Source organism: Janthinobacterium sp. OK676, assembly GCF_900103595.1.
Taxonomy (GTDB): domain Bacteria; phylum Pseudomonadota; class Gammaproteobacteria; order Burkholderiales; family Burkholderiaceae_D; genus Janthinobacterium.
Map to the genome: position 1 here is coordinate 552,822 of NZ_FNHA01000001.1, position 12,452 is coordinate 565,273.

The following is a 12,452-nucleotide window of genomic DNA, read 5'->3' on the forward strand; positions in this document are numbered from 1 at the left end:
GAAGGTCTTCGGCATACTGTCGCGGGCGTCTCAAGCTGCCCCGTCTTGCGCTTTTCTTGCCGCCGTGAACTCCAATTCACTGACGGCATGAGCGAAGCATATAATATTTTTTAGAAAAAAGCGAACGTTCGCTCTTTTTATGAAACAGCGTTGTTTTTCTCGCTGAATACGGCGTTCTACAGGGCCAGCGCAGGGGCTGGAAGCGGTATCAGAAAGCGCTGATGCATCAGCGCCAGCATCTGTTCGGCAGGCACGGGACGCGAGATGAAATAGCCCTGCACTTCATTGCATTGCAGCGCGCGCAGGATGTCGAGCTGCTCGCGCGTCTCCACGCCTTCGGCCACCACGCTCATGCCCAGCGCATGGGCCATCGACAGGATGGCGCGCACGAACACTTCGCCCTGCTCCGAGCGGCCCAGCTCCATGGTGAAGGCGCGGTCGATCTTCAAGCCATCCATGGCGAACTTCTGCAGCTGCGACAGCGAAGAATAACCGGTGCCGAAATCGTCGACCAGCAGGCGCACGCCCAGCGCGCGGATGGCCGACAGCTGCTCCACGGCGCGGTTCTGTTCATCCATCATGGCCGATTCCGTGATTTCCACCTCGATCAGGCGCGCATCGATACGGTGGCGCGCCAGCGCGGATGCCAGCACCTGGTGCACGTCGCCACGGCCGAACTGGCGCGCCGACACGTTGATCGATACGGGCACCAGTTCCAGTCCGCTCGCCTGCCAGCGCGCCATCTGCAGGCACACCTTTTCGATGACGACTTCGCCCAGCTGCGAAATCAGGCCGCTGCTCTCGGCCACGGGGATGAATTCCAGGGGCGGCACCATGCCATGCTGCGGATGGTGCCAGCGCACGAGCGCCTCCATGCTGCACAGCTGCCCGCTCATGGCGTCCACCCGTGGCTGGTAGACGACGAGGAACTGGTCCTGCTCCAACGCCGCCACCAGGCTTTGCTCGAGTTCGCGGCGGTTGCGGATGGTTTCGAACAATTCGGGCTGGAAGAAACGGTGGTGGCCCTTGCCCGCCACCTTGACGGCATACATGGCGATGTCGGCATTCTTCAGCAGCACTTCCGTTTCGGCGCCATCGCGCGGATACAGGCTGATGCCGATCGAGGCGCCCATCTTGTGCCGCTCGCTGCCCAGGTAAAACGGTTCGTCGAAGGCGATGGCGATGCGCTGCGCCACCTGCTCGGCGCGGCTGTCGTCCTCCACGGGGTCGAGCACGACGACGAATTCGTCACCGCCCAGGCGCACCACGTGGTCGCCCGGCCGCAGCACCGCCTTCAGACGCAGGGAGGCGGCGCGCAGCACCTTGTCGCCCTCGGCGTGGCCCTGCGTGTCGTTGATATCCTTGAAGCCGTCGAGGTCGATGAACAGCAGCGCCAGCATGTGGCGCGCGATGGCGGCGCGCCCCAGGGCGCCTGGCAGGAATTGCTGCAGCCAGTAGCGGTTGGGCAAGCCCGTCAAGCCATCTTCATTGGCCAGGCGGCGCAAGTCGCGCTCGTGCTCCTTGGCCGTGCTGATGTCTTGCAGGGTGACGGCCAGGCGGTCGCCGCTGCGCACAACGCGCCGGCGTATCCAGCGCAGCTTGAAGGGGTTGCCTTCCGGCAGTTCGATCTCTTCCTCGGAAAAACCGGAAACCATGGCGGCCCGGTAATTATGGATCAGGTCGCGGAAATACGGCTCATGGGCACGCGACTGCAGCCGCATGCCCAGCAATTGTTCGCGCCGCACGCCAAAGTAGCCGGCGCCCGGCTCGTTGCAATCGACCATCTCGAAATCGAGGATGCTGCCGTCCAGACCGCGCAGGGCGGCAATGATATAAAAGCCGTCGTTCGTGCCTTCGGTGGCCATGCGGTAGGCGTTGCGCACGCCTTCGGACTGGTGGTGGCGCCACGCCAGGCGCAGCGACAGCATGGTGGCGATGGCGGCAAAGGCCAGCAACAGCATGGTGACGGCCAGGGCGATGCCGATATAGATGGTGCGCGTTTCCTCGTAGGGATGCAGCATTTCGCCATCCGACAGGCCCACCACGGCCGTAAACGGATAGGCTTTCAGCGCCTGCCAGCCCACGTAGCGGCTTTGCTTGTCGGAAAAAGCAACCCGGCCGCCCGAATGCAGGGCGCCGCTCTCCGTTTCCAGGAAGCTCGTGTCGAGGAAGGGCGTGCCCCGGCCGCCATGGACGGGCAGGACGCGCGAACCGAGGCGCATGCTGAACAGCTCGCCCTCCTCGCCCACCATGGCGGACATGCCAAGCTTGCCGAAGTTGACGCTGTCGTAGAATTCGGAAAAATAGCTGGAGTGGATGGAGATGAGCAGCACGCCATCGAAATTGCCGTCCTCGTCTTCCAGCCGGCGCGTGAAATGCACGAGGCTTTCGTCGGTACCGGGCGCCGTGGCCGCATCGTCCGCGTTGGCCGCATTGGCCCTCCCCAGCGCGATGCGCAGGGCGCTGGAATTGCTGCGCCAGTGGCGCAGCAGGAAATCGCTGCGTTCGTTGACCCGCAGACGCTGCAGCGGCGCCGTGGCCGTGACGGGATGGCCCTTGCGGTCGAGGATGGCGACGATGGCAAATTGCGGCAAGGCATACATGCCCTGCATCTTCAATTGATCGAGACGCAGCTGGCCGCGCGAATTTTCCCACTCATACTTGAGCTGCAAGGTCAGCTGGTCCATCTGCTCGAGCGTGCGCAGCAGATACTGGCCATACGCCTTCGACAGCGAAGACACGCTGTCGAGCGCCTGCTGCTGCGCCACCTTCTTTTCCGCTTCCAGTTGCAGCAAGGTGGCCGTCCACAGCACGGCGCACAGCACCAGTCCCAGCAAGGGCCAGGCGAGGATCAGGCGCAAGTTGGCCTTGAGAAAATCGGCCCTGCTCATCTCCACCACGGCGCCGTTATTATTATTTATAAATTGTCGCAAGAACATCGTCCAGCATCTGCCGTTTCTGTGTATTTCTTTAAGGACACACAAATTACCACAGAGTCATGTTTGCAGGTGAGGCGACAGCGTAATTATGTGCGTGGCCCACAGCCCGCCTGTCGCGCCTGCGTTACAATCACCATCCTTACCGTTGGAGAAATACATGCAGCAATATCAAGATTTGATCAAGACCGTGCTCGAAACGGGCAGCTGGCAAGACAATCGCACGGGCATCCGCACCCTGAGCGTGCCGGGCGCCATGATGCGTTTTGACTTGGCCAACGGCAACTTCCCTGCCGTGACGACCAAGAAACTGGCTTTCAAATCCGTGATCGGCGAACTGTGCGCCTTCCTGCGCGCCTCGCGCAACGCGGCCGAATTCCGCGCGCTGGGCTGTAAGGTATGGGACCAGAACGCCAATGAAAACGCGCAATGGCTGGCCAACCCCTACCGCGAAGGCGAGGATGACCTCGGCCCCGTGTACGGCGTGCAATGGCGCCAATGGCCCGCCTATAAACTGCTGGACGCCGCCCAGCCCGCGCAGATCGCCGACGCGCAAGCGAACGGTTTTACCTTGGTTGCCCCGATCGTCGAAGACGGCGTGCAAAAAGTACTGCTGTACAAGGCCGTCGACCAGCTGCGTGAATGCCTGGACACCATCATGACCAATCCCGGCAGCCGCCGCATCCTGTTCCACGGCTGGAACCCGGCCGTGCTGGACGCCGTCGCCCTGCCCGCCTGCCACTTGCTGTACCAGTTCATCCCGAATGCCAGCACGCGCGAAATCTCGCTGTGCTTATATGTACGCAGCAACGATATCGGCCTGGGCACGCCATTCAACATCGCCGAAGGCGCGGCCCTGCTGCACCTGGTGGCACGCCTGACGGGCTACACGCCGCGCTGGTTCACCTATTTCATCGGCGACGCGCACATCTATGAAAACCACCTCGACATGGTGGAAGAGCAACTGAAGCGCACGCCGTTCCCGGCGCCGCGCTTCGTCATTTCCGACCGCGTGCCCGATTACGCCAAGACGGGCAAGTACGAGCCGGAATGGCTGGAAAAGATCGAGCCGTCGGATTTCTCGCTGGAAGGCTATGAACACCATGCGCCGATCAAGGCGGCGATGGCCGTCTGATGGCCGTCGCACCACTGGCAGCGCTGCACCGCAAGCTGTTTGACGAAACCGATGGCAACAAATTCGCCCGCCTGAAAGACCGGCTGCTGAAAAAGCACGGGGCTGACGAGCGCTGCGCCGTGCGCGACATTTTCATCGCGTATGCCAAAGAAGGCCAGCTGCTGCATTGGCGCACCTTTCTGATGACGGACATCATCGCGCTGGCCGAGCCCGGCGAGTGCGGCGACTTCTTTACCGCCTGCCTGGACGTGCCCGAGCTCAGCTACTGGGCCGTCGATGGCATGTTCAAGAGCATGGGCAAGGCCGCCTATGGCTCGCTGGTGGCGCTCGCCGCCAGGGAAGATGCCAAGCTCAGCGCGCGCGCCAAGGCCATCAAGGGCCTGGCCATCGTTAGCGGCCAGCCGTTCGACCGGGGCTTGATGCTCGATCCCGGCCACTGGAAGGCGGAGCAGCTGCGCCTGGCCGAAGTGCTGGCCTGGCAGGCGGACGGCTACCCCGATGGCCACGGCTTCGCGGCACCTGCCACGCATCCTTCGCTGGCGGCGCCGCAATCCGCGCTGGAAAAAGCGGCCGCGCGGCTGGAGAAGAAACTGGCGGCACAACGCCGGCGCCAGCAGGACCTGGCGCGGCCGTCGAACTGGCTGGCCATCGCCGACCCGGCCGACCTGGGGCAGATCGATGCGCGCTGGGCCTTGCCGCGGAACTATCAGCGTTTTCTGGTTTGCTACTCGCCCATCCGCGTGCACATCGCGCATGCGGACTATTTCCAGGGTTTGAATGTGTACGGTGCTGCCGAACTGCTCAAGGCGCAGCACGGCTACGCGTGGAACCCCGTCACGCAGGAAGCCATCGCCGAGTGGCCGGAACACTACCTGGTGATCGCTGACGCGGGCGCCGATCCGTATTGCCTGGACCTGGCTGCCATCAGCGATGGCGACGCGCCCGTCTATACGGCCGAGCATGGCATGGGCGCATGGCACTTCGAGCGCCATGCGGACAGCTTTGTCGATTTCCTGAACGAGATCGCGGCAGCGGCCTAGCCCGGGTCGCCTCCCGGCCCCCCCGGGCCGGGTCCGCCAGGGCCACCTGGTCCGCGTCCGCCCGGCGGACCGAAGCGCGGTTCGCGTTCGCCCTCTTTCGCCGCCGACGTGGCGCCGCCCAGGCGGTACGACAGCCCCACATAAATCATGCGTCCGTCGAAGCGCCGCGTGCTCGTCTCGCGCAGGGATGCGCTGTTGATGACGGTTTCCATCTTGTTGCTGCTGAATACATCCGTCACATTCATGACCAGGCTCAGCTGCGGTGTCACCGTATGGCGCCAGCTCACATTCAAGGTATTGTTGGGCGAGCGGTAGCCCTGTCCCGACAGCATCTTGCCCTGCATTTGCAGGGCCAGCTGCAACTGGTTGGCCGCATCGAACTGGTAATTGAGGCGCGCGCGTCCGCTCAGGGCATTCGCCGTGCGCGTGCTGAGCTTGCCCAGGTCGTCGGAACTCGTCTGCTGGCTGCGCGCCAGGTTGCCGCTCGTGTTCAATGTCAAGGATGGCGTGAGCTTGCCGCTGACGCTGAACTCCAGGCCGCTCGAATGGCTGCCTTCGCCGTTCTGGCGCGTGGTCAGGAGCACATTGTCGCTGATAAAGTAGCGGTAATCGACGATGGCGTCCGTGTCGCGCCGGTGGTAGGCGCGCAAGCTGCTTTCCAGGCCCGCGATCTTCGTTTCATAACCGATCTCGAAGGAATCCGTCTGCGTGGGTTTCAGCTTCGGGTTGCCGGCCGACACATTGAATTCGTCGCGATAGATCACGTAAGGGTTCAGGTCGCCCGCATTCGGGCGGCGGATGCGGTGCGCATAGCTGAAGCGCACATTGCTCTCGTCGCTAACTTTATAAGTGGCGAACAGGCTGGGAATGTAGTTGACGTAGTTGTTGCCGGCCTCGACATTGCTGGTGATCTGGCGCACGTTCAAGTCCGTGTATTCGGCGCGCAAGCCGGCCAGCGCGCCCCAGCGCTCTGTCAGACGCATCTGGTAGGAGCCGTACAGCGCGATGGTGCGCTCGTCGAGTTCGAAGCGGTTGCTGCGCATGGGATTGACGATTTCCGCCAGGCTGGCCGGATTGATGTCCGTATATAAGGTGTCGAAACTGCTCTTGTTGTCGGCCACCTTGTAGCCGAGCTTGGCCGTGCCGCCCGCCAGCGGGCGCTCGTAGTCGCCGCTGAAGTCGACGATGCGGTTGCCCGTCTCGCTGTGCTGGCGCGCGCGGCTGTCGAAGACGTTGACGGGCGCCACCGCGTAGGTATTGGCGTAATCGCTGTCGCTCTCGTTGGTCGACGAGGACACGCGCAAGTCGATCTTGAGGGTTTCGCCCGGCAATTCGCCCTTGTGGTCGTAGCGCGCGCCCCAGCTGGTGTTGCGGCTGTCGCCATTGCGCACGGTGCTGCGCACATAGTCGCCGATGGTGCTGCCCGTGCTGTCGCCATTGATGTAGCGGTCAAGCGAACGCTGGTCGTTGCTGCGGCCGTTATACGACACGCTGGCGGCCAGGGTGTCAGTGGCGTTCAGGTTGTAATTGACGGTGCCGTGCAAGCCCAGCGAGTCGTTCAAGCCGTTGTTGGTGGATTGCTGGCTGCTGGGGGCGAATGCTCCCGTGCCGCGTTCCAGGCGCTCGCGGCTGACCTCGCCCACGGAATTGCGGCCGTCGTGGCGTACATTGATGCCGCCCTGGTAGCCCCACGGACCTTCGTTGTAGCTGCCGGACACGGAACTGTTGTAGCGCCCCGCGATGCCCGCATTTGCGTTGACGGTGGCAAAGCCGCCCGGCTTGCGGTTGCGGCGCATGACCAGGTTCAGGATAGGGCCGCCACCGGCTTCATTGCCGAACTGGGCGCCGGGATTGTTGATCACTTCCACGGATTCGATGTCGTCGGCCGCCATGGCGTTCAGGGTGGCGCCGCGCGCATCGCCCTGCAGCATGGCCGACGGCTTGCCATCGATCAATATCTGCACATTGCTGCTGCCGCGCAGGGACACGGAACCATCGGGATCGACGGCCACGGACGGCACATTGTTGAGCGCATCGGCCGCCGTGCCGTTGCTGCTGCCCACGTCGGACTTGACGTCGTAGACTTGCCGGTCGATACGGCCCGTGGGACGCTCGGCCGTCACGCTGACGGAAGGCGGCGCGTCGGCGGCCGGCGCCTTGGCCGATGCTGGCGCGGGTTTGACGACGGTATCGCCAGGGACAGTTTGCGCCTGGACAGCGGTGCCGGAGACGAGCAGGCTGCTACCCGCCAGGCAATGAAAAAAGAGTTTGTGCATTTGCTTAAAAAAATAATGGAGACGCTACGGATGAGGCGCTACGCCGCGGCGTGAGGGCACATGTGTGGGCACAGTTCCAGCATGCCACGACTCCATTACGCAAAGCAAATGCGAACCATTGTTATTTACTTCAATTTACAAATCTCTTGCGCTTGTGGCATTACAGCCTCATCCGATGACCGTTACCGCAGCAAGCCCTTGCCGCGCGCCAGCTTCAGCCAACCCGGATATTCCGTCATCAACAAGTCATACAGCTCCGCGTCGCTGTGCTCGTCGGGCGAGCTGACGGAAAAGTAATTGGCGTTGTCGACCAGGCGTCCCTGCAATTCGTCGAGCTTTTCCAGAAACGGGAAGTCGGAATCGGCAAAGGCGGCGAGGAACTTGCTTTTCGATTTGCGTCCCTTGCCGATGCCCATGAATTGCCAGAAGATGGCTTCATTGCTGGCCCAGCGCAGCTGCTTCTCCGTCGTTGCCTGGTCGCTCGTGCCGCCATCGGTGACGAACATCACGTAGACGGGCAGCTCGGCCGCGACGGGCCGCGTGCGCTCGCCGCCGGCCTTGTCGGGAAAATAAAACGCGCGGATTGCCTGCATGGCGGCGCCATAACGCGTATCGCCTTCGAGCGGATGGCGCTGTATGGCCTGGCCCACGTAGGTATTGCAGTTGCTCAAGGCCATGGGCGCCGGATGGTGGACGTTCTTGCCGAACAGGAAAACGTCGATCTCGCCATCGTCATCGAACTTGCAGCCCAGGGCCAGGATGCGCTCGGCAAAGCGCTGCACCAGCCCCTCTTTATACAGCCGCCCCATGGAGCCGGAAATATCGAGGCACAGACACACCTTGGCGCGGTGATCAAGCAGCCCCACTTTTTGCAGGGACACGCCCGCCTGCTTGACGAGGCTGACCAGTTGCGGCGCTTCGCGTTCCACGCGCTTTTCCAGGTTGATCTTCGCCTGCATGACGGCCGAAGCCGCCGTCGGGGCGCTCTGCTCGACTTCGCCGCCGAAATGGCGCACCAGCGCATCGAGTCCGCCATTGAAACCTTGTCCCACGGCCATGCAGCGCCAGCCGCCATCCTTGCGGTAGATCTCTGCCAGCATGACGGCTTTTTCCTGTGCGAAATCACTGCCTGCAAAGGCAAAGCGGGCCAGTTCGCGTCCGCCCGCCTGCAGGCGCACGTGGCCAGACTGCAGCTGCGACATCACGCCACCGCCATCGATGGACGCCGTCACGACGAGGCGGTCTATGCCGGCCGGCAAGCGCGCCAGTTGCAAGGCAAACTCGGCCACATCGCCCCCGCTGCCGGCACGCGCTTCCACGCCGCCGCACGGCGTGCGCGGCTGGTTGAAAAAAGTCATGTAGCGTTCGTCGGACAATTTGCCGGCCGCATCGAGGCCGAAACAGGCCACGTCGAGCGCCAGCCCCTGCGCGGCCACGCCGACCTGCAGCACGCCGTCGGGAACGAGATTGGCCAGCGGCAAGCGCTGTCCCTTGGACAAGGTTTCCATCAGTGTCTCCTAGGCGATGTAGCGGCGCGGATTGTCCGCATTGCAGTCATCCTCGTCTTCCTTGTCCTCGCCCTTGAAGACGACGGGACCGTTGAAGGCCAGCTGCAGGCTGTCGCCCTGCCAGCTCAGCCACGGTGTCGCCTCGCTGCCCGGCTCCGACGTCTTGCCGGACGGTTCGAGGATGATGCTGTCGGGCGTGACGCGCGCCATGCCGATCACATAGGTATAGACGGTGTCGTCGTCGGCTGCCTTGGACAGGCGGAAGTCGAATGCGCACTCGACGATCTGCTCGCCATATTGCATGACCATCTTCGGCCGCATGGACGCGACCGAGACGGCGCCATTGGCCACCGCCGAATACACGCTGAAGACGAGGCCCACCGTGCCGCCGTAATGCTGCGCCAGCGCGGGATTGACTTCCACCGTTTCCGTGGCCGGCTCCTTGCCCGCCACGCCCGCCACGTCGCCCAGGTGGCGCACATAGGGCATGGCGTCGAAGCTGCCTGCCGTGTCCGGTGCCTGGATGAAGCGCATCTGGCCGTTCGGCAAGAGGATGCCGACTCTTAAATCGAGGTCGTCGTTGTCGTCGTCGCCATCGCCGTTATCGACCCAGCTGGCCTTGACGGTGAGTTTTTTCGGCGCCCCCGCGCCCTTTTCCAGCGACACCTTGTGCGTCTGGCCCGCCTTGGTGAGCGAGATTTTGGACAGGGAAATCTTGGGTGGCGGCGCCGCTTCCGCTGCCGCCTGCGCCACTACACCGCCGAAATGGGCAACCAGGGCGTCGAGGCCGCCATTGAAACCCTGGCCCACGGCCATGAAGCGCCAGCCGCCGTCCTTGCGGTAGAACTCGCCCAGCATGACGGCTCTTTCCTGCGCAAAATCGGCGCCCGCATACGTGTAGCGGGCCAATTCTCTCCCGCCGTCGAGCAGCCGCAGATGGCCGCTGCCCAGCTGCGCCATCGTGGCGTCGCCATCGATGGCGGCCGTGACGACCAGGCGCTCAATCGAGGCAGGCAAACGGTCAAGCTGGTAGCTGAAACCGGCCGCGTCGCCGGACGGCGCCGAAGTTTCCACGCCGCCGCATGGCGTGCGCGGCTGGTTGAAGAAGGTCATGTAGCGGTCGTCGGACAATTTGCCGCTGACGTCGAGGCCGAAACAGGCAAAATCCAGCGCCACGCCGGCGCTGGCCAGGCCCAGTTGCACGATATTGCCCGTGACGAGGCCGGACAGCGCCAGGCGCTGCCCCTTGATCAGGTTTTCCATGGAGTCAGGGAGAAAGATGGGAGAGACAGAACCGGGCGGCGGTGCCACCCGGTACATTTACGCAAACAACTGGTTGTTAAGCATTAATACCGAACGAGCGGGCCAGAGGACCCAGGCCGCCCTTGAAACCCTGGCCGATGGCCTTGAATTTCCATTCGCTGCCGGCGCGGTAGATTTCGCCGAAGATCATGGCCGCTTCCGTCGAGCCGTCTTCCGACAGATCGTAACGGGCGATTTCCGCGCCGTTGTCGCCGTTCAGGCAGCGGATGTAGGCCTTGCCCACCATGCCGAAATTCTGCTTGCGGTTTTCCGCGTCGTGGATGGTGACGGCCACGGCGATCTTGTCGATGTCGGCCGGCACGTTGGCCAGGTCGACGGCGATTTTCTCGTCATCGCCATCGCCGCCGCCCGTCGTGTTGTCGCCCGCGTGGACGATGGAGCCGTCGGCGGACTTCAGATTATTGTAAAAAATGAAATCGGCATCGGAACGGGCCTTGCCATCCGTTTTCAGCAGGAAGGCGCTGCCGTCCAGGTCGAAAGCGGCGCCATCGGTGGCGCGCGGGTCCCAGCCCAGGCCAATCACGATTTTCTTCAAGCCAGGAGCTTCCTTGCTCAGGTTGACATTGCCGCCTTTTTGCAAACTGATCGCCATGGTTTTCCTCTTTAATGTGGGGGTTGCATTCGGTGTTACAGCTCAGGTCGCCGGTACCCCGGCGCGATGAGCCATGAGCCTACCATAAAGTTCCTGCTTGCCAGCCGCGCACTATTGAAAATAATGCCATACCAAAATACCATGCCGCTGCCCCGATGCGCAAAATGACGGATAATACCGCTCGATAAAAATTTTCACCATCGTGTACCCAGGCTTGTACTTGAACAATACCAAAATACGCCTCGACTGCATTCCTGGCACCCTGTGCGACGAGCGCCTGTGGTCGCGCCTGGCCCCTGCCCTGGGCGGCGCCTTTGATCTGCGGCACGTGCCCCTGCATCAGGCGCGCTCGCGCCCGCAGATGCAGGCACTGATCGCCAGCCACAGCGCCCAACAGGCCCATCTGGTGGGCTTTTCGCTGGGCGCCTATCTGGCGCTCGAACACGCGCTGGCGCACCCACAGCGCATCCAGTCCCTCACTTTGATCGCCAATTCGGCCCAAGGTTTGCTGCCGGCGGAAATAAGCGCGCGCCAACGCATCGTCGCCATGCTCGAACGCAATACCTATGCGGGCATCACGCGCCAGCGCCTGCGTGAACTGCTGCACCCGTCGCACCTGGACGATGCGTCGATCACGGATCTGATCCGGCAGATGGGGCTGGACCTGGGCAAGGACGTGCTGCTGGCGCAATTCATCACCACCATAGACCGCCCCGACCTGATGGCGCGCTTGCCGGAACTCGATGTTCCCGTGCTGATCGTGGGCGCGGAAGACGACAAGCTCGTCAATCCCGACGACCTGCGCGCCATGGCGGAGCGTCTGCCGCAAGCCACCTTGCACTTACTAAAAGGCAACACCGGCCACATGATCCCCTTGGAAGCGCCGGGACCGCTGGCCGGCGCGCTACGCGCGCATTTGGAAGCATTCGGCAATTTCAACGATAATGACGGGCATCGGGCCATGCCCCCACCACTTTCACCGAACCCATGAGCCATTTGACCATCATCGTCGCCACCGACCAGCAAGGCGGCATCGGCATCGACAACACCCTGCCGTGGAAACTGCCGGAAGACCTGGCCCACTTCAAGCGTTTGACGACGGGCCACCCCATCATCATGGGCCGCAAGACCTTCGATTCCATCGGTCGTCCGCTGCCGAACCGCCGCAACATCGTCGTCACGCGCAACCCGGACTGGCGCCATGAGGGCGTGGAAGCCGTGTCGTCGGTGGAAGCGGCCATCGCCCTGCTCGACGGCGACCAGGGCTACGTCATCGGCGGCGCGGAAATCTACCAGCAGGCATTGCCCCTGACACAGCGTTTGATCATCACGGAAATCGGCCAGACCTTCGACTGCGACGCATTCTTCCCCGCCGTTGACCATGCCGTGTGGCAAGAAACCGCGCGCGTAGCCCATGTTTCGGAGAAATCCGGCCTGCCGTACGCCTTTGTCACGCTGGAACGCAAAGCCTGATAAGGTTGAGAGTGATGAGCAGAATGTTGCTGTAATACCCCTGTCACACCCATGCGTCACGCTAGCGCAAGCTTGTGATGCCTTGGGGTGATATTTTTTTCCCGCAGACGCCGCATTTCTGCGAGAATCCCGTTCTTATTTTTTTTCTGCGGCTGCCGGCTTGTATTAC

General features: G+C 62.7%; 9 protein-coding genes. 4 read left to right on the plus strand and 5 right to left on the minus strand.

Going from position 1 to position 12,452, the window contains the following annotated elements; genetic code table 11:
• Nucleotides 1-176: 176 nt before the first annotated feature.
• Entirely contained in the window at nt 177-2,939 is a 2,763-nt protein-coding gene (locus BLU39_RS02595; RefSeq protein WP_092709258.1) for a bifunctional diguanylate cyclase/phosphodiesterase, read from the minus strand.
• Nucleotides 2,940-3,096: 157 nt separating this feature from the next.
• On the opposite strand from BLU39_RS02595, the gene BLU39_RS02600 reads away from it, so the two are divergent.
• Together BLU39_RS02600 and BLU39_RS02605 are read left to right on the plus strand one after the other, a co-directional pair.
• Nucleotides 3,097-4,071 carry a thymidylate synthase gene (locus BLU39_RS02600; RefSeq protein ID WP_034755526.1) on the plus strand — a complete coding sequence of 325 codons (975 nt, stop codon included), beginning with the start codon at nt 3,097-3,099 and terminating at the stop codon, nt 4,069-4,071.
• Nucleotides 4,071-5,111, plus strand: a complete 1,041-nt coding sequence (locus BLU39_RS02605; protein WP_092709261.1) for an SMI1/KNR4 family protein — start codon at nt 4,071-4,073, stop codon at nt 5,109-5,111. The genes BLU39_RS02600 and BLU39_RS02605 overlap by 1 nt, the downstream gene beginning before the upstream one ends.
• On the opposite strand, the gene BLU39_RS02610 is transcribed toward BLU39_RS02605, so the two are convergent.
• From BLU39_RS02610 to BLU39_RS02625, 4 genes are all read right to left on the minus strand, one after another.
• Entirely contained in the window at nt 5,108-7,387 is a 2,280-nt protein-coding gene (locus BLU39_RS02610; protein WP_092709263.1) for an outer membrane beta-barrel family protein, read from the minus strand. The two genes, BLU39_RS02605 and BLU39_RS02610, sit on opposite strands and share 4 nt — an antisense overlap.
• 182 nt (nt 7,388-7,569) lie before the next feature.
• Nucleotides 7,570-8,895: a VWA domain-containing protein gene (locus BLU39_RS02615; RefSeq protein WP_092709267.1), complete on the minus strand. Its 1,326-nt coding sequence runs from the start codon at nt 8,893-8,895 to the stop codon at nt 7,570-7,572.
• Between the two features lie 9 nt (nt 8,896-8,904).
• A complete protein-coding gene (locus BLU39_RS02620) occupies nt 8,905-10,158 on the minus strand; it encodes a TerD family protein (protein ID WP_092709270.1) in 1,254 nt (417 codons plus the stop codon).
• Between the two features lie 76 nt (nt 10,159-10,234).
• Nucleotides 10,235-10,810, minus strand: coding sequence for a TerD family protein (locus tag BLU39_RS02625; protein WP_076571516.1), 576 nt, complete (start codon nt 10,808-10,810; stop codon nt 10,235-10,237).
• Between the two features lie 220 nt (nt 10,811-11,030).
• Between BLU39_RS02625 and BLU39_RS02630 the strand changes: the two genes are divergently transcribed.
• Nucleotides 11,031-11,801, plus strand: a complete 771-nt coding sequence (locus BLU39_RS02630; RefSeq protein WP_092709893.1) for an alpha/beta fold hydrolase — start codon at nt 11,031-11,033, stop codon at nt 11,799-11,801.
• Entirely contained in the window at nt 11,798-12,283 is a 486-nt protein-coding gene (locus BLU39_RS02635; RefSeq protein WP_092709273.1) for a dihydrofolate reductase, read from the plus strand. The genes BLU39_RS02630 and BLU39_RS02635 overlap by 4 nt, the downstream gene beginning before the upstream one ends.
• The last annotated feature ends 169 nt before the right edge of the window (nt 12,284-12,452 follow it).

Coding starts and splice junctions, on each gene's coding strand:
- BLU39_RS02600 (WP_034755526.1), top strand. CDS start 3,097: ATGCAGCAATATCAAGATTTGATCAAGACCGTGCTCGAAACGGGCAGC.
- BLU39_RS02635 (WP_092709273.1), top strand. CDS start 11,798: ATGAGCCATTTGACCATCATCGTCGCCACCGACCAGCAAGGCGGCATC.
- BLU39_RS02625 (WP_076571516.1), bottom strand. CDS start 10,810: ATGGCGATCAGTTTGCAAAAAGGCGGCAATGTCAACCTGAGCAAGGAA.
- BLU39_RS02615 (WP_092709267.1), bottom strand. CDS start 8,895: ATGGAAACCTTGTCCAAGGGACAGCGCTTGCCGCTGGCCAATCTCGTT.
- BLU39_RS02610 (WP_092709263.1), bottom strand. CDS start 7,387: ATGCACAAACTCTTTTTTCATTGCCTGGCGGGTAGCAGCCTGCTCGTC.
- BLU39_RS02595 (WP_092709258.1), bottom strand. CDS start 2,939: ATGTTCTTGCGACAATTTATAAATAATAATAACGGCGCCGTGGTGGAG.
- BLU39_RS02605 (WP_092709261.1), top strand. CDS start 4,071: ATGGCCGTCGCACCACTGGCAGCGCTGCACCGCAAGCTGTTTGACGAA.
- BLU39_RS02620 (WP_092709270.1), bottom strand. CDS start 10,158: ATGGAAAACCTGATCAAGGGGCAGCGCCTGGCGCTGTCCGGCCTCGTC.